Here is a 17,484-nt window from a genome sequence, read left to right as displayed (position 1 = left end):
TTCTTCGGTGCTATACTTGTTCATTTCTTCCTCCTAACATCTTTCGACATTAGGTCCAAAAATTGTCCGCACCCCATTTTTCTTGAATTGTTCTCGTACCTGGCAAGTGAACTCGTAAGCATATTATTTGGCATAGCCTTAAGCGTTTTATTTAGTATTGCCAGAAGATTTCTATTTCCGCTTTTAACTGCAAAGGCTGCTTTCTCAGAGTATAACAACGGCACACTGTAAAAACTTGGATCCCTGCTGTATTTTGATGCAAGAGTTACACTAGATATAAAGAAATCGGCCTCTCCAGACTTCACTGCTTCTGCCATCTCTTTGTCTGTATTATATTCTAAAATTTTCCAATGAGGATAATAATATTCAATATGTTCCATGAACGACAGACTGTCTTTTTGTATTGCAACACGTTTTTCATCATTTTCATTAAAATGAGGCTTATTCGTGACTGCTACCAAATTATATGTCCATGTTGTATTTGTACATGCGAAATGATATTTCTCCATCACATTTGGATGCTGATAGAAATGAAAAATCATATCAATCTCTCCAGCTTTTAGCGCTTCTATCTCTTCTTCATAGCTGTTATATCCCATAAGCGTAAATGTCAGTTCTTGTTTTCCAAGACATTCTACTGCATACTGAACATAATCAGTAATTGCACCAGTAAGTGTCCCACTTGACGGATCCATAACGCTCGCGCCAACATCATTGGCCAAAAATCCCATTCGAATTGCACCATGTTCTTCCAACCATGATTTTTCCTCAGATGAAAGAACAGGTGTATAATCCGATGAAAAATATTGCCTGTACAAATCTGACATATAAAATGGCCGTTCCTCCTCCAACTGGTGCATGACAAGATCAAGCTCTTTTTTTATCTCTGGATGATCCTTATTAATTGCAAAATAAATATTTGATTTGCCAATTCGTGTAATAATTGAGACATCTTTATCAGCCCAAAATGGTTCTTCCAACGAAATAAAACAGTCAATCTCTCCATTTTCCAGTTTTGCCAGTGTATCTTCTTTACTTTTTATATTTATGTGTATTGTTTTCAGTCCATTTTTTAACTCCCATTCATTCAACATCGCTTCTGGCTTTGCGCCTATAAGGACACCAATACGCTTTCCATTCAATGTCTTAAAATCAGCAGAAGAAATATCGTCGCTTAAAAAATCTGCATACAGATAATATTTCTCTATACCCATAGGTCCGTCTGAAAACAGCATCCTATCTGTGCGTTCCTCTGTATAGGCAATATCTCCTAAAATGTCTATTTCACCATTTTGGAGTTTTTCAATGCTATCATTCCAATTACAGGCTACATACTCAAATTTCCACCCGGTATAGCCTGCCAGCGTCTCTAGCAGCTCATAACTATACCCCTTTCGCATCCCATTTTCAGTTACATAATTAAATGTATCCCCAAGTGTGCCCACGCGAATTATTTTTTCTGGTGCCTCTTTTTCAGCTGCATTTACCGTTGTAAAAAAAGCTAGCAGCAAGGCTGCACATACAATCATATATTTGACTTCTTGGCATACAGTAACTACATATTTTTTCATAGTCATCTTTTTCATCAGTCTTTCCTCATGATCTAATACTTTTTTCGTTCTAAGTATACTCGGTCACATGGTGTTTTGTCAATTTCCTTCACATTAAAAAAGGGCACGACCCTAATCGAGTCATGCCCTGCTTTAAATACTATTCAGAACTTATTCGCAAAGTTTTGAAAATGCATCAGCAACAAACTGAACTTTTGTTCCGACAATTACCTGTACGGAAGTCTTTCCAGGTTTGATTACTCCTGCAACACCTGCAGCCTTGATTGCCTTATCATTTACTGCAGTCATATCTCTTACTTCAAGTCTAAGTCTTGTTACACAGTTATCGATGCTTACGATATTTTCCTTACCGCCGCAGCCTGCAAGAATCTTCTTTGCGATTTCTGTATAATTATCACTTGCTAACTGAACCTTCTTTTCTTCCTCAAGATCATCATCATCTTCTCTTCCTGGAGTCTTTAAATCAAACTTCTTGATTGCGAAGAGGAATACAAAATAGAATACAACGAATGCTGCGATTCCAAGCGGAATAATCAGCACTGTCTTCTGCGCTGCCGGAAGTGTAGATGAGAACAGAAGGTCTGTAGCACCTGCTGAGAAACTGAATCCTGCACGGAAGCCAAGCGCAACAGTAATAATTGTGAAGATACCATAAAGTAATGCATAAATTACATACAGACCAGGTGCAAGGAACATAAATCCAAATTCGAACGGCTCAGTAACGCCGCAGACAAATGAACAAACTGCTGCAGAAGCAACAAGTCCGATTGCGATCTTCTTCTTTGCCGGCTTTGCACACTGAATCATTGCAAGTGCTGCACCAGGAATACCGAACATCATACATGGGAAGAAGCCTGACATATACATTCCAAGGCTCCATGTTACATCTGCAGATGTCTCACCTGCCCAGAAGTGCTGCAAATCACCAAGACCAATAGTATCAAACCAGAATACGTTGTTTAATGCGTGATGTAATCCAGTTGGGATCAACAGACGGTTTAAGAATGCGTAGATACCAGCACCTACAATGCCCATACCTGCAACTGCATCGCCAAGTGCAACAAGTGCTCCGAACAGCAATGGCCATACAAATAATAAAACAGCAGATACAATAATAGAAACTAAACCAGCAATAATAGCAACACAACGCTTGCCGCTGAAGAATGCCAGCCAGTTCGGAAGCTTAGTGTTCTTGAACTTGTTGTAGCAAGAAGATCCGATAACACCAGAAAGGATTCCGATAAATGGATTTGCAATCTTATTGAATGCAAGTGTCTTAGTTGCATTGTCTGCAATTGACGGAATCAATGTGGTAACAACATCAGTAGAAAGAAGTGTTGTGATCATAAGCCAAGATGCCAGAGCGGCGATTCCGCCGGTTCCGTCATTCTTTTCTGACATACCGACACCAACACCGATTGCGAAAAGAATCGCCATGTTTTCAATAAGAGCTGATCCTGCCTTTACCAAGAAGAATCCGATCAAATTTTTTACGCCCTCGATGTCTCCTCCCTGCATCGTCGCCGGACATAAATAATAACCGATGCCCATGAGAATACCACAGATTGGCAGCACTGCTACTGGAAGCATTAATGCTTTACCTAGTTTTTGAAGAAATTTCATATATTTCTCCTCCTTTAAATTATACTTAATTGAATCACTCCAATCAGTTTCATGAGATTTTTAAAACTGCCTCGTCTAGTAAGACATCGCCTTCCTTTTGAAGACTGATCTTTTCATAATCATCCGTATTGCAGATTAAAACTGGTGTAATTGTATTTAATCCAGCCTCTTTAATCTTATCCAGATCTACGTCCATCAAAAGATCACCCTTCTTCACCTTGTCACCAGCTGCAACATGCGCGGTAAACGGTGCGCCCTTAAGTGTAACAGTATCCAATCCGATATGAATTAAGATTTCAGCTCCCTGGCTGCTAGTCAGCGTAATTGCATGAAGTGTATCAAATACCATGGTCACTTCAGCATCTGCCGGTGCATACACTTTTCCCTCGGTTGGGATCACTGCAAAGCCGTCTCCCAATAACTTTTCAGAAAAAGTTGGATCTGGAACCTCTGTCAAAGGAACTACTTTTCCTTTACAAGGTGCATAAAGCACATTTCCCTTTTCTTTTCCCTTAAAAAATTTGAACATAACGTCTCCTTTTCTTTTCGCCAAAAAATGTTTACGTTTGTATTCCGCAGTTACCATTTATTGAATGGTATTTTGCATAATTTTCGCACGTTCTTTCCTTAGCATTTATATATATTTTAGTCACTAGTTTCTGCTTTGCCAACAGTTTTATCGTTATTTTTCCCATTTTTATTTATTTTATGTACTATTTTGACTTATTTTTGTCTTTCATCTCCTTTAGCCCATCTATATGAAGTGCCTCTAACTTCTCATAGGCTGCAGTCTTGTCAATAATCGTCTGAATCAGCTGCTCAAGCTGCTGACCTTTTCTGTAATCTGCCGGGGCAAAATAACGTATTCTGTTATCACGCATCATACGATAGACTTTTTCTTTATTGCCCGTGACAGGATTGTACACGCCAATTGCATGACCGCCATATGTGTTTACAAGCTTCATGCTTGGAATATCCGTATCGCTGTCACCAATATAGACAATATTTCTAAATGGCACACGCATCTTGTATGCCGGAAAATAGTCATTTACTGCAGTATCATTTACATCAAGTATTCCCTTTTCTATGCGAAATAAAAACTGTGTTTTGCTCGTATAATTTACTGCCTGTGCCGGCCAAATTGCCACACCATTTTCATCATAATAAAAGGCACTCGCATAAATCTCTTCAAAGGAGCCGCGCTTTGCAATCTTAGTTCCCTCTATCATCTCCTTTAAACCTGAAGAAATAATATAATGCTCTATAATCACTCCATTTTTATCGCCATACTGGCGCACGCGCTCAAACCACTCATCTACACCAGGAAACAATTCTACCTTTGAACCATACTCCTCAAGTGCCTTGCGGCTCAAATCAAAATGACCTTTCGCCTCACGAACCATCTTATACATATAGGCAAGATTTGAATCCATGCCGTTTGCTCTTGCCATCTCGTTTGACTCTGCCCAGAAACGGTCCACATGATAATTTACGGACTGAATATAACCCTGTGCCTGCATATCATCCGGCGATAATGTCTTATCAAAATCATAGCAAATTGCTAGTACAGGCCGCTCCTCCTTCGACTTTCTCTTAAAGCCATATGGATTATCTCTTTCTTCTGTTTTATAAGATTCATTTATTTCGTATTCTTCAAATTCCTTTTTCTGTCTGCTCACAAAATACTCCTTTCCAAACACCATTAATGCAAAATGGCGACACGAAATCCACTTTTTCGTGCCGCCATTTTTCTTATGTATTATAATTTAATTCTTTAATCACTTCTTGTTTACTCAACTGTAACACTCTTTGCTAAGTTTCTCGGCTTATCTACATCAAGTCCCTTTGCTACACTGACATAGTAGCCCATAAGCTGCAGCGGAATAACTGCAAGACTAGTCGCAAAGTGTTCGTCCGTCTTTGGAATATATACAGTAAAGGATACAGTATCTTCAATGTTATAATTTCCATATGTTGTCAGTCCCATCAAATAGGCACCGCGGCTCTTGCACTCTACCATATTGGAAACTGTCTTCTCATAAAGCTCTGACTGAGTTAAAACACCAATTACAAGAGTTCCATCCTCAATAAGACTTATAGTTCCATGCTTTAATTCACCTGCCGCATAGGCCTCAGAGTGGATGTAGCTTATCTCCTTCATCTTAAGACTACCCTCAAGACTGATAGCATAATCAATTCCTCTGCCAATAAAGAAAATATCACCTGCATTTGCCTGTTTTGCCGCAAACCACTGAATGCGCTCCTTATCCTCTAAGATCTTTGCGATCTTATCTGGAAGCTGCTGCATCTCGTCAATTAAGTGCGCATACTGTGTATCATCAATGCTTCCTCTGACCTTTGCAAACTGAACAGCCAGACAATATCCTGCAATAAGCTGCGTGCTGTATGCCTTTGTCGTTGCTACTGCAATCTCTGGTCCTGCAAGCGTATAGAAAACATTGTCTGCCTCTCTAGCAATAGAGCTTCCCACCACGTTGACAATACCAAGCGTCTTCACGCCCTTTTTCTTTGCCAGACGAAGCGCAGCAAGACTATCTGCCGTCTCTCCTGACTGACTGACAATTATGACAAGGCCATTTGGATCAAGCACCATTTTGCGGTAACGAAACTCAGATGCAAGCTCCACGCGAACAGGAATTTCTGCCAGATCTTCAAAGACATACTGACATGCTACTCCTACATGATAAGCAGAACCACATGCAACAATATAAATCTGGCTGATATTTTTAATCTGCTCCTCTGTCAGTCCAACTTCAGACAAATCAATAGCGCCATCCTTTACAACTGAATTTATGGTGTCATGAACTGCCTTCGGCTGCTCGTGAATCTCCTTAATCATAAAGTGCTCAAAGCCAGCTTTCTCAGCTGCCTCTGCATCCCACTCGATCTGTGTCGGCTGCTTCTCAATCTCATCACCATCCAAATTGTAAAAGGTGATCGCACCATCTGCCATACGTGCCATTTCCAGATTGCCAATATAATAGACAGTACGTGTGTATTTAAGAATTGCCGGAACATCAGATGCCACAAAGCAGTCGCCATCTGTCACACCAAGAATCATCGGGCTGTCTTTTCTTGCCACATAAATCTCGCCCGGATAATCCTGAAACATCATAGCAAGTGCATATGAACCGCGAATACGCACAAGTGCGTGATTGATCGCGTCTACCGGTGTGTGCTCGTACTTCTTATAATAATAATCAATAAGCTTAAATGCAACCTCAGTATCAGTAGATGAATAAAAGCTGTAACCCTTGCGAACAAGCTTTTCCTTTAACTCCTGATAATTTTCAATAATACCATTGTGAACACCAACCACATTGCCATCATCTGACATATGCGGATGTGCATTAGTCTCGCTTGGTTCACCGTGCGTCGCCCATCTGGTATGACCAATGCCACATGTACCAACAAGTGCATGACCGTTATCTGTTTTTTCTGCCAGAGATTTTAATCGCCCCTTTGCCTTAACAATCTCTGTTTTCTTTTCTCCGTTGCGAACAGCAAGTCCTGCTGAATCGTAGCCTCGATACTCCAGTTTTGACAGACCATCCAAAAGAATAGGAGCAGCCTGAAGATGTCCAGTATAACCAACAATTCCACACATGATGTCTCTCTCCTCTAACGCTTACGTTTCACATGCAACTTTTTTTACAATTTCCACACCAACCTCAACTAACTGCTGTCGTCCAAACATTTCCAGATTCAGCCATGCCTTTCGTTTGTGGCGATCAATCCTTTGGATAGTGGACTCCATACCCTTAAGCGGCCCAGACAAAATGACAACCTTATCACCGATAATCATTCCCTGTGACATCTTTACAAGCTCCTCATCACCCGCAAAACGAAGTAGAAAATCAATTTCATTTTGCGTCAGCGCAATGATATCATCTCCAGCCCCCAAAAGCTTTGTCATAGCTTCTACTCTTTTTAACTGCTCATGCAGCTCATCCAAATTTTCTGATATAAGAAACAGATATCCCGGAAACAGCTTTTTCTTCTGAATATGCCACTGTCCCTTATACTTTATCTTCTCCTCATACAACGGAAGAACACAATGTGAAAGCACATCCTTACTTATGCGCTGCTCACACTCCTGCTTTATCTTTTCTTCCCTTCCAGTGCTCGTCTGAATGACATACCACATAAAACCTCCCATTAAAACGGCAGCAGATACGTCTGAATGGTTCCTTGCGTGCACGCTTATCTCTCAACAAAATCGTGATCCGGTATCACCGCAATATTTTCTACATCCATAGCATCAATCCGAATCCAGCGGTGCCCATCTAAAAATTGGATCAGCGTATCAATTTCAGCTTCTTTTCCCTGCACCTCCATCTCTACGCTTCCATCATCTAAATTTTTTACCCAGCCGGCAAGGCCAAGAAGCCTTGCCTTATAAACTGAGAAATAACGAAAACCTACATCCTGCACTCTGCCGTAAAAAATGATATGCTTGCGAACTACAGTATCTGCCATATGCTTTCTCCTTTACATCACTTAACCGTGCAGACTACTCTGAAATTTTTACAGATGCAGGTGACGCGGCACACCATCTACATAGAATGGATGCAGCTCTGCCTGAATTAACGGTCTTGCATAACGTGCAAACTCTGGTGTTACATGCATGCCATCCTCGCTAATCCACTCATCCGGCACACATTTTTCCTTGTTTGCCACACGGCTTACATCAGTCAGACCAGTCTCTGTACGGTACGGAATATCTGATACACGATAAATCGTGCACATCTTTCCAGTTTCACCGCGAAAAGCAGCTTCCACAGCAGCACCGCCTACCTGATATGCCTCTGTCACATCAGTACGGCTTGCAAGCGGAGAAGCACAGCGCTGCAAAACTGACAGCTCAACTGCTCTTGTCTTACATCCAAGATGAGCCTTAATCAAATCTGCAAGGTAACGAGCCGTACCGGAAAGTGCAGCCTTGTGACCAAATGCATCCACTGCACCAGGTCCAGATACAAGATCACATAAAAACTCTCCATCCTTGTTCTTCACACCCTCGCTCACTGCAATCACAAGCGTATGACGCTCTTTTTCAAGCTGTGAAACCTTTGCAAGAAATGCTTTCTCATCAAACGCGCGCTCCGGCAGAAGAATCATATCTGGTCCATTGCAGTCTGCACCTGCTGCCAGACTTGCTGCACCTGCCAGCCATCCTGTATGACGGCCCATAATCTCAACTACTGTTACACTATTCAGGTTATAGACACTTGAATCGCAGATAATTCCTTTGATCGTTGCCGCAATATACTTTGCTGCACTTCCATAGCCCGGTGTGTGATCAGTAAACATTAAATCATTATCGATTGTCTTTGGAACACCGATAAAGCGAATGCTGCTTTTTACCTTAGCACCGTACGCTGCCAATCTCGCAATAGTATCCATCGAGTCGTTGCCGCCGATATAGAATACAGCGCCAATCTCGTATTTTTCAAATAAGTGAAACAGCTGTTTATATGGTTCCTCATCCACATCCGGATTTGGCAAACGAAAACGACAGCTGCCCAAATAGCTTGCCGGTGTACGCTTTAACAGCTCAATATCCATCTTATCGCTAAGACACTCATTTAAATCAACGATCTGCTCCTGAAGCAGTCCCTGTATTCCATAGCGCATACCATATACATGCTCTGCGCCCATCGCCCTTGCTGTCTCATAAACACCTGCAAGGCTTGCATTAATTACTGCCGTCGGTCCACCTGACTGTCCAACTAATACATTCTTGATTGTCTCCATAAAACATACCTCCTCAACGAAAACAGTATACATTGTTTTTAGGATTTCAGCAAGACTTTTTTGTTTGGTCGGTATACACCTAAATTGATTCTATTTTGTCTGCGTGTACTAAGACAGGCAGTCAGCTAATTTTGCGCTTCTTATGATACTGATACCACCCTTAACCGCACAATACTATTCTCTTTTATAGAGTGCATATCCATGACTTGGAACTCTTTGTTCAACTGGTGGCAGCTTCATATAATCCCCATAGTATACTTTTAGGAAACTATCAATATCTTTTGGCGCCTTTACCTTGATGTCTTCAAATTGAATCATCTGACCTTCTCCAAACCAACTTTTTTTGCACAGAACCGTCTTAATATCCCATACCATTTCTGCCACATACTCACTGCTGTCAAATTCATATTGATTTTTCAGATCTTCCATTTTGTTTAGGAAATAATCGCTTCCCTTAAATTTTGCATAACTTCGTACAAAGTATTTAATCGCAGAGCGGTACCACTTATTATGCTTAGATGGTTCATAATGATCATCTATGCTCCACAGAATCATTTTCATTAAGTAGTCTCTCTTTTTATCAAGACTTCTCACCTCTGATTCTGTCATATGACCTGCCCCGTCTAACGGATACACATCAATAAACATTCCAGAGTCATATTCCTGAACATTCTCGTAAACAGCCTTATATCGCAGATCATTAAACCGAGCAATATTATAAGGATATTTTTTTTCACTTTGTCTATTAATTAGCTTGAACGGATACAGTTCTCGTTCATGCTTCATACAATACTGGCAGAATACCTCATAGTCAGGGCGAAGCATTACAATATCCAAATCATCATCCCATGGAATAAAGCCCCCATGACGCACTGCACCGATTAAAGATCCGTATGCTAGATAATAGTTCACTCCAACTTTATCGCAAATATCTATTATTTTCTTTAATATGCCAAGTGTTCCCTCATGAATTTCCTGAATTGACAATTCTTTCATCAATTATTCCCTCGCTTACAAATTTTACGAATTATGAATGATTTATCTATTTTTTCGTTTATACCTCCATTGTATCGAACATATGAAAGTCCAATACCAACATACATATAAACTAGTGTTACAACCTCCATATCCTGAATATGATTGGAGAACAGCATTACTCCCATCAGATAAATCAATACTGCATAGCCAGCCACACAGATTCTTTTTCCCTTCTCATTTCCTGCTTTTCCATACATTACTGCATTACTATATAATTTTACAACAATCATTACTAAAGCAGTTACATAACTTATAACACCAATCCATCCAGTATCCAAAGCAAGTACAAAATATGAATTTTCTGCCCAGAAAACGAGTTCACTATCATATCCAATTGCCCCTACATGGCCAAATCCGATTCCCAATGGGCTTTTCAATACTTGTGCCAATGCAGTCTGCCATATTCCAGATCTTCCTGCCGCGGAGTCCTCTGTCATATTTAAAGTAGACTGGACCCACATCCATAGTTTATAAATAATTCCATCCTGTCCTTGAATAATACCCAAAATCAAAACGATCAACACAGCAAATCCAATTCCTGCAAGAATATATTTTTTATATGGAATATACTTCGAAATTAAAATAGCTACAATAACAAAAAACAATATGTTTGAACGTGAAAACGTAAGAAGGAATGCAACTGCGATGCAAATGATCATAATTGCCTCATATTTCACATTAAAAATCGGGTTCCATACTAAAAAATAAAGTAATGATGCTCCCAATGCCAATGCACAAATATTTGAACTGCTCAGTGTAGCAACCACTCGCTGTATACCCAATCCACCAAAATAGAAAGAATTATACAGCATATCTCGTCCATATCCATGTGAGTACTCGACTGGATAGCCCAATTTTCTTAAGAAACCATCACCCAATACCTGTGCCTGAAAAACACCAAATATTGATAATGCAACAATCAAATATAAAATATATACAAGGAATCCTCGCTCTTCACCATTGAAATCAATTTGGCTAACAATAAACAGCACTGCCAACGGAATTGCATATCTTCTTGTCACCAATAATACAATGCGCAAAGACTCGCCTTGTATCATACCAAAAAGTTCACAGAATACAAACACCAAGAAACATGTCGTAATTGTTCCAAACTGCATTTTTTTTCTTCTGTCTCGTGCAATTTCAAATAATAACACAACTACAATAGCATCTCGTAAATATTTGACTAAAAAAAAGTCTTTCAATATGATTGTTCCAACCATATAGTTAATCAACTGAAGTGTTATTAATGCTTCTAATAATATTTTTCTTTCTTTTGTTAGCTTCATTTATCTCTCCCAGATTCCATCAGTTGTCTCAGCTTCTTGCATCCATCAATATTCCATTTATAATAAAATGACCTCTTTTTTCTTCCTGCTCCGTAGATTTTTCCTGTCGAAGATCCCTCTTTATGAAAGACTTCTGCACTATCAAAATACTTCATAACAAGGTGGTCTCTTTTTGTAATATACTTTAGGATATCCTCCTCCATATACATGAACGTTTTTGGATACAGTCCATCATAATTTTTCACATAGTTATTGGCCATAATTAAGCAGGCACCATGCAACTGATAGTTATCCGATTTTACGTCAGCGCTATATTTCTTGGAAAAAATACTTTGAAAAAACTTATCCACCCCAAAATAACACATCATTCGCAGAACTTGGAGCTTAAAAATTCTTTTTTTAACTGACGCAAGATCCGGATGCACATATGGAACTGGATTCTGATTCTTATGATCAACCAACGAGATGATTCTCGGACCAGCAACATCTATGTGATTCTCTGTCATTTCCTTTTCAATCTGATCCATAAAATCTACTTGTTGAAAAATCAAATCGTTGTTTGCTAAAATTATAATATCCGAATGAAGTTCATACTTTGCATAGTGAAATCCTATATTATTTCCCTTTGCAAAGCCTAAATTTTCACCAGACTCAATAAAATGAATCTTATCATTCAAATACTCTTTTTCAATTGCTGCAGTCTTTTCTTTTATTGATCCATTGTCAACTACAACAATATTTATATTGTTCTTTGTGTCATCTAAATATTTCTTCAAAGAATCCAGACACTCCCTTGTATCCTTTATATTCTCATAATGCAAAACAACCACTGTGATATTCATATTACATTTCCCATTTCTAGTTTTATTTACCGATGTTATAAATTCCATCCGTAACAATCAGTTTCAATCTGCTTCGACATTGCTTCAATCTGCATAATTGGCTGTTTTTGAACTATAATTTCATTCATTTTCTTTAAATCAGCCGTTGTAAGATTTATCAATGTGTCACACAGACGATCTGGTGTAAGATTGTCAACTACTATACCTGCACCATCTACGAGAATATCCTTTGCCCCAACTGTTCCACTAATTACAACGGGAACACCATAACTCAATGCTTCTAATACAGTAAACCCAAATGTTTCAAACCAGATACTTGGCGTTACCAAAACATCTGTTTGTTCAAATATCTTCGTTAATTCTTCATAAGCATATCGCGGATGTACTTCCATATACGGTGCCATTTCAATTGGCTGAAAATGTACATCAAGGCAGAAATTCTGTTTTTTCTCCCACAATTGGTCTAACGCTTCTTTTAATAAAAAGTAGCCTTTTGCTCCACTTTGTGGTCCTAAATAACGAATATGAAGCTGATCATCAGAAAACTTTTTGATCCGCCTGTTGTCTGTAATATCTGCATGTGTAATCGTTACAATGCAATTCTTTGGAAGATCAAATACCGCTTCATAAACACTTTTTGTCACACTACTATTATAGTGAATAATATCCATCAGTTTTAAGAGTGAATAATAGTAATTTCGCAACTTCTTATAATCCTCAGCGCTACCAACAGGTACCGCTGAATCATCCGCAGTTGCCTCACTTAAATATCCATCTCTATGCTTTTTTCTTAGTTTTTTGACAATGAATGAATCTTTCAATCTGCGATACAGCGGTGATTGCAAAATCTGTATTTTCTTTAAACTTAGTGCCGTTGCATTGCACACACCACACTCTTCACAATTTTTTACATTGCTGCAAATTACGCCATGACGGAACATTGTTACCTTCGGACAAACTGGAAAGAAATCATGCGCAGTAAATATAAGACGAATTCTCCTTCTCTTTGCTGCCTGTAAAAAGCTTTTATGAAGTCCCATCAATGTATGCACATGAATAACATCAGGCTGAACAGCATCTAAAAATTTATCATATGCAACTGTCCCTGCATTTGCTGTAAATGCAGAGAAATCTGCTATTCCTTCATCAAAGGAAACTGGTAATGGATTAATAACTTCAAAACTCTGAAGCCTTTGCTCTTTCAAGCAAACGTCCTCTTGTTTTTTTATTGCTATTTTTTTATTTAACATTCCCATCTGCCCAGGCCAAAGCATCGCAACACAATGTCCTTCCTTCGCCTGCTGTATCATCAAATCAACACACCATTTTGTCAATCCACCACTACGATATGGTGGAAATCCTAGTGCATAATGTAATATTCGCATTGTTTTATCTCTTCTTATCTGCTTCCATAAATACTTTTTCATACTGCCCACAGATTTTATCCCATGTATATTCCTGTGCAACTCGCTTCTTAGCCTTCTGCCCTAACTTTGTGATTTCATCTGCGTTCAACTCATCAGCCTGATCAATCAGTTTTGCCAAATCCCCATCATCGCGACTCCAATACAATGCACAGTCTTCAGCCACTTCCCTATTAAAAACAACATCTACAAGTAAGTTTAAATCAGTACTGCCTAGTGCCTCAATCAATGAGGGATTCGTACCACCTACTGTATGTCCATGGAAATATGCATACGCATTCTCTCGAATTTTCTTCAGCAATTCCTGATCATACACCGTTCCTACAAACTTGATTCGCTTATCGCTTTTAAAGTGTAGTTTTTCCTCTAATTGATTCAAAAATTTATCATTGACATTTGTTATAATTGCAAAATCTTTGCGACTATGACTCTTCATGAACTCTCGAATCATCACTTCAAAGGAATTCTCTGGTACAAAACGACCAACCACAAGATAGTAGTTCTTCGGAGTCAAATCCTTTTCCTTGTACCAATTTACCAGCTTTTTATCATCATTCGCTAACTTGCTGAGCGTTAAGTCTGCTCCATAAGCTATAAATGTAGTCTTTGGATTCTTACCCCTGATTCCCTTGCCATCATAACACTTATGAATATATTTTTCAATATTCACAGAATCGCAAATGGCCAAATCACAATACTTCACCATCATCTGTTCCGAAATTTTCCAATATTTCCGAACTGGTGCCGACCATTTTGCTCGCATCCATTCATGTCCATCTGGATTCAGATACACTGTACCACCCAATTTGTGTATCTTCCTATAATAATGACCTGCAAATGGTCCAATCCGACATGCCATTATATAAACAATCGGATGTGGAATATTGTTTTTCTGAATATGCTCACAGCACGCCTTTAATGCAGCTACATCGTAATAAATTGCCTGCGCTGCTCCGATCTGTGGAACATTAATTTTAAAGCAATGGGCATTATGAAGTTCGAATTCATGATCATTAATCTCGGTCACGCCCTCAAACTTCGTTTCGTCCATAGCACCATCACCATTTGCCTTACAAGCAACATGATACTTAATATTCTGATTATCTCGATGATGCTCTGTAAGTTTGTACACAAACGTTTCATACCCACCATATGCTCCTAGAGACTTTGCGCCTACTAGGTACACATGCTGTACTTCTTTTTTTGGTTGCATTTTTCTATCCATCCTCAAATTTTTCTATCTTTTTCTCAACGCTTAACTAGCCTACCTAAACAAAATTTTTATCTAGCAATATTCTATTTTATTATCTTACATTAACAATCCAATGTCAAGACCTTTTTCCTATACCAACATTAAACCCGAAATCAGCCAAAGCGCCCTTTTTCAGCCAGACTAACACAACCACTACAACAGCTGCTGCAAAGGAATATCTCACAACATAATTATTTTGATAATATAGTGAAATAACACCAATCACAGAGACACCTGCAACTGTTGTCAGTAATACCTTTATTGAAAATATATTTTGTCCAATAATTCGATGAGCAATAATACAATGAAAAATGAAATATACCATATAGCTGCCCAGTGTTGTATATGCTGCTGCTAAATATCCGTATTGAGGAATAAATATTGCGTTTGTAGTAACATTAAGTACAGCTGCAAGAACGGTTCCAACTGCAATAAAGGAAGTCTTTCCATAATAATACTCAACGGTTGAAGGAATATTATAAGCCATCGCAAAAAATCCAGCACCAAGAATCGGCGTAACTGCCGGAATCGCATCTACATATTTCTGAGAACCCAGGATCCTTACCAACTCTGGTGCAATCAACATTGTTCCAGAACATACAACTGCTAGCAACACAATATATATCGTGCTTCGTTTTCTTACAATGTCATATCTCTTCTCTGCAAATTGCTCGTATGCCCATGGCTCATATACGGTACTAATAGAGTCTCCTGCTACTAAAATAATGGAATAGATCGTATACGCAAAGCTATACAAACCTGCCGCCGTACTGCCAATGTAGTTTGTAATCATTACTCGGTCAAAGGATGACAATATAATCTGACCAACGCCATGAGGAATAATCGGAAGACTAATTTTTAATGCAAACTTCCAATATTCTTTGTTTCTTTTTGGTCTTGCCTTTGAATACAGACTGTAAAGAATCCAAACAGCCAAAATAGACATCGGAATAACAGATCCACAAATTCTTCCAAGATATTTCTGATCCTTAAACAATGTCAGCATTAATATTATTGACATTGCAACACTGCTTAATGCATTAAAATAGGACATCTTCATATAACTTTTTGAGTTATATTCAAGAACTAATCTCGACTGGTAAACGTACAGCAAACTTGAACACAAACACAATATAATCAGTAAGTTATACTCCACTCTTCCAATTGAAAGAAATTTGTTAATCACTGGAAGAAACAGATTTCCCATGATCAATGCGATACAGGAAATTATAAGCGGGAATATCGTGATTGATGAGGTAAAGCTATCAAGCCTTTCATCACCATACTTATACTTTGCATTTTTAATACTGCTGTGCAGCGCTAGTCCAATAAAAAGATATAACATTCCCTCATAAGACAAAAATGTATTATAAATACCATAGTCAGACACCGCCATCAGTCTGGAAAAAATGGGAACGGTAATAAATCCGAGGCCCTTCAGGAAATAATTGCCTATTGTATAGCCAATTCCTGCTTTCAGCACCTTATTCTTTTTTAATTCTTTTGTTACTTTTTGAAACATATTTTCTCCTTTTTCTAGCTTTCTTACCTCCTTAAATAATTGCCTTCCTATACTATCATAAAAGAGTGCGATTGTATAGTTCTGAAATGCTCAACTAACTAACTTTTTGCAATACTTTTCTTTCAAAATCGACTCAAATTTATTTAAAAACCACTTCACACATACTGAGAATACAACTGAACCACATACCACTGCGACAGATGTGAAAATGTATGATAACAGTTCATTCTCAAATACATGAATCAAATGCAATTTTTCTAGTACACGATAAATTACCATATGGCACAGGTAAATCTCGAAGCTGATTCCTCCCAGAAACTTTGCGACCGGATTAATCAGGATTCCCTTCTTTTTACATCCAATCGTATAGGACAGCGCCACTACACAAAGACTTAAGACCATAATTGTACCGTTTCCCACAATACAATAAACAATGCAGCCTCCCAACAAGACCAGACCAACCACAATTTTATATTTTGCAGTAAACGCAGCAATCTCTTGTCGATAAAGGAAAATCAGGCCACCAGCAATAAAGTAAATCGCGTCATAGACAATATTTCTTCTTCCAGCATCAAAGTAAGCACCACTCACATAATTAAACACAAGTGCTATGATCGCTACACCCCATGCCCTTTTCTTATTTCCAAGTAAAAAGCAGAAAAACGGAAACAGCATATAGAATACAAAAATCACTGCCAACGTCCAACTCACACCAATCACCGAAATATCTGCATTTGGCAAAAGCCCCTGACACAACGTCAAATTGGCAAATACCTCAATCAGTGACTCTTTGCTTGGGGAAACTGCAAAATCCAATAGACAAAGCAACGCAAAGTATGGCCAAATTTTGCTATATCTCTTTTTATAAAAATCCTCTATACTAATTTTTTGATCAATGATTTTCTGATAATAGCCACAGCACATACCAAAACCACTAATCACTAAGAAAAGGAGAACAAGATCTGGAAACGATGGTATCAGCTGTTCAAACACAAAGCCTTGCAATCCATATTCGCCATTTGCAAGAACATGCATAATTGCAATTCCAATAATAGCATATGCCTTCAATCCATCAATTCCTTCATATCTTTCCTTCTGCATGTAAACCTCCTGATTTTTATTTTTCTTTGCCCCATCAGAACTTC

The 17,484-nt window shown here is 38.6% G+C and carries 15 protein-coding genes; all 15 read right to left on the bottom strand.

The features are described 5' to 3' along the window. Positions 1-20 precede the first annotated feature (20 nt). Entirely contained in the window at positions 21-1,586 is a 1,566-nt protein-coding gene (locus LKD48_RS12615) for a transporter substrate-binding domain-containing protein (protein WP_308732172.1), read from the bottom strand. A gap of 135 nt (positions 1,587-1,721) precedes the next feature. Further along, entirely contained in the window at positions 1,722-3,194 is a 1,473-nt protein-coding gene (locus LKD48_RS12610; protein ID WP_308732171.1) for a PTS transporter subunit EIIC, read from the bottom strand. 49 nt (positions 3,195-3,243) lie between these two features. Further along, positions 3,244-3,723, bottom strand: a complete 480-nt coding sequence (locus LKD48_RS12605) for a PTS sugar transporter subunit IIA (protein WP_118613470.1) — start codon at positions 3,721-3,723, stop codon at positions 3,244-3,246. 184 nt (positions 3,724-3,907) lie between these two features. Next, positions 3,908-4,873, bottom strand: coding sequence for an HAD family hydrolase (locus tag LKD48_RS12600; protein ID WP_308732170.1), 966 nt, complete (start codon positions 4,871-4,873; stop codon positions 3,908-3,910). A 110-nt stretch (positions 4,874-4,983) separates the two neighbouring features. Next, entirely contained in the window at positions 4,984-6,822 is a 1,839-nt protein-coding gene (glmS, locus tag LKD48_RS12595) for a glutamine--fructose-6-phosphate transaminase (isomerizing) (RefSeq protein ID WP_308732169.1), read from the bottom strand. 21 nt (positions 6,823-6,843) lie between these two features. Beyond that, entirely contained in the window at positions 6,844-7,362 is a 519-nt protein-coding gene (gene loaP / locus LKD48_RS12590; RefSeq protein ID WP_066557058.1) for an antiterminator LoaP, read from the bottom strand. Between the two features lie 56 nt (positions 7,363-7,418). Further along, a complete protein-coding gene (locus LKD48_RS12585) occupies positions 7,419-7,694 on the bottom strand; it encodes an acylphosphatase (protein ID WP_118613474.1) in 276 nt (91 codons plus the stop codon). A gap of 48 nt (positions 7,695-7,742) precedes the next feature. Beyond that, a complete protein-coding gene (locus tag LKD48_RS12580; protein ID WP_118613476.1) occupies positions 7,743-8,972 on the bottom strand; it encodes a 6-phosphofructokinase in 1,230 nt (409 codons plus the stop codon). A 174-nt stretch (positions 8,973-9,146) separates the two neighbouring features. Then, entirely contained in the window at positions 9,147-9,968 is an 822-nt protein-coding gene (locus LKD48_RS12575; RefSeq protein ID WP_308732168.1) for a LicD family protein, read from the bottom strand. Further along, positions 9,968-11,299, bottom strand: a complete 1,332-nt coding sequence (locus LKD48_RS12570; protein ID WP_308732167.1) for an O-antigen ligase family protein — start codon at positions 11,297-11,299, stop codon at positions 9,968-9,970. The genes LKD48_RS12575 and LKD48_RS12570 overlap by 1 nt, the downstream gene beginning before the upstream one ends. Next, on the bottom strand, positions 11,296-12,141 hold the full coding sequence (locus LKD48_RS12565) for a glycosyltransferase family 2 protein (protein ID WP_308732166.1): 846 nt from the start codon (positions 12,139-12,141) through the stop codon (positions 11,296-11,298). Before LKD48_RS12565 ends, LKD48_RS12570 begins: the two co-directional genes overlap by 4 nt. A 35-nt stretch (positions 12,142-12,176) precedes the next feature. Further along, entirely contained in the window at positions 12,177-13,526 is a 1,350-nt protein-coding gene (locus LKD48_RS12560; protein WP_308732165.1) for a glycosyltransferase, read from the bottom strand. A gap of 4 nt (positions 13,527-13,530) precedes the next feature. Further along, complete coding sequence (gene cps2T / locus LKD48_RS12555) at positions 13,531-14,778, bottom strand: beta 1-4 rhamnosyltransferase Cps2T (RefSeq protein WP_308732164.1); 1,248 nt, start codon at positions 14,776-14,778, stop codon at positions 13,531-13,533. 115 nt (positions 14,779-14,893) lie between these two features. After that, the gene (locus LKD48_RS12550; RefSeq protein ID WP_308732163.1) at positions 14,894-16,339 is read right to left on the bottom strand and encodes a lipopolysaccharide biosynthesis protein; all 1,446 of its coding nucleotides are present in this window, start codon (positions 16,337-16,339) and stop codon (positions 14,894-14,896) included. Positions 16,340-16,429: 90 nt separating this feature from the next. Further along, positions 16,430-17,440 carry an acyltransferase family protein gene (locus LKD48_RS12545; RefSeq protein ID WP_308732162.1) on the bottom strand — a complete coding sequence of 337 codons (1,011 nt, stop codon included), beginning with the start codon at positions 17,438-17,440 and terminating at the stop codon, positions 16,430-16,432. Positions 17,441-17,484 lie beyond the last annotated feature (44 nt).

The organism is Anthropogastromicrobium aceti, assembly GCF_020687335.1.
Taxonomy (GTDB): Bacteria; Bacillota; Clostridia; order Lachnospirales; family Lachnospiraceae; genus Anthropogastromicrobium; species Anthropogastromicrobium aceti.
Note: the sequence above shows the minus strand (reverse complement) of the source record. Positions and strands in the feature narration are given on the sequence as shown.

What these genes read in the sequence shown, in the direction of transcription:
- LKD48_RS12560 (WP_308732165.1), bottom strand. Translation starts at nt 13,526, where the DNA reads ATGCGAATATTACATTATGCACTAGGATTTCCACCATATCGTAGTGGT.
- glmS (WP_308732169.1), bottom strand. Translation starts at nt 6,822, where the DNA reads ATGTGTGGAATTGTTGGTTATACTGGACATCTTCAGGCTGCTCCTATT.
- LKD48_RS12585 (WP_118613474.1), bottom strand. Translation starts at nt 7,694, where the DNA reads ATGGCAGATACTGTAGTTCGCAAGCATATCATTTTTTACGGCAGAGTG.
- loaP (WP_066557058.1), bottom strand. Translation starts at nt 7,362, where the DNA reads ATGTGGTATGTCATTCAGACGAGCACTGGAAGGGAAGAAAAGATAAAG.
- cps2T (WP_308732164.1), bottom strand. Translation starts at nt 14,778, where the DNA reads ATGCAACCAAAAAAAGAAGTACAGCATGTGTACCTAGTAGGCGCAAAG.
- LKD48_RS12605 (WP_118613470.1), bottom strand. Translation starts at nt 3,723, where the DNA reads ATGTTCAAATTTTTTAAGGGAAAAGAAAAGGGAAATGTGCTTTATGCA.
- LKD48_RS12570 (WP_308732167.1), bottom strand. Translation starts at nt 11,299, where the DNA reads ATGAAGCTAACAAAAGAAAGAAAAATATTATTAGAAGCATTAATAACA.
- LKD48_RS12580 (WP_118613476.1), bottom strand. Translation starts at nt 8,972, where the DNA reads ATGGAGACAATCAAGAATGTATTAGTTGGACAGTCAGGTGGACCGACG.
- LKD48_RS12575 (WP_308732168.1), bottom strand. Translation starts at nt 9,968, where the DNA reads ATGAAAGAATTGTCAATTCAGGAAATTCATGAGGGAACACTTGGCATA.
- LKD48_RS12565 (WP_308732166.1), bottom strand. Translation starts at nt 12,141, where the DNA reads ATGAATATCACAGTGGTTGTTTTGCATTATGAGAATATAAAGGATACA.
- LKD48_RS12545 (WP_308732162.1), bottom strand. Translation starts at nt 17,440, where the DNA reads ATGCAGAAGGAAAGATATGAAGGAATTGATGGATTGAAGGCATATGCT.
- LKD48_RS12550 (WP_308732163.1), bottom strand. Translation starts at nt 16,339, where the DNA reads ATGTTTCAAAAAGTAACAAAAGAATTAAAAAAGAATAAGGTGCTGAAA.
- LKD48_RS12610 (WP_308732171.1), bottom strand. Translation starts at nt 3,194, where the DNA reads ATGAAATTTCTTCAAAAACTAGGTAAAGCATTAATGCTTCCAGTAGCA.
- LKD48_RS12615 (WP_308732172.1), bottom strand. Translation starts at nt 1,586, where the DNA reads ATGAAAAAGATGACTATGAAAAAATATGTAGTTACTGTATGCCAAGAA.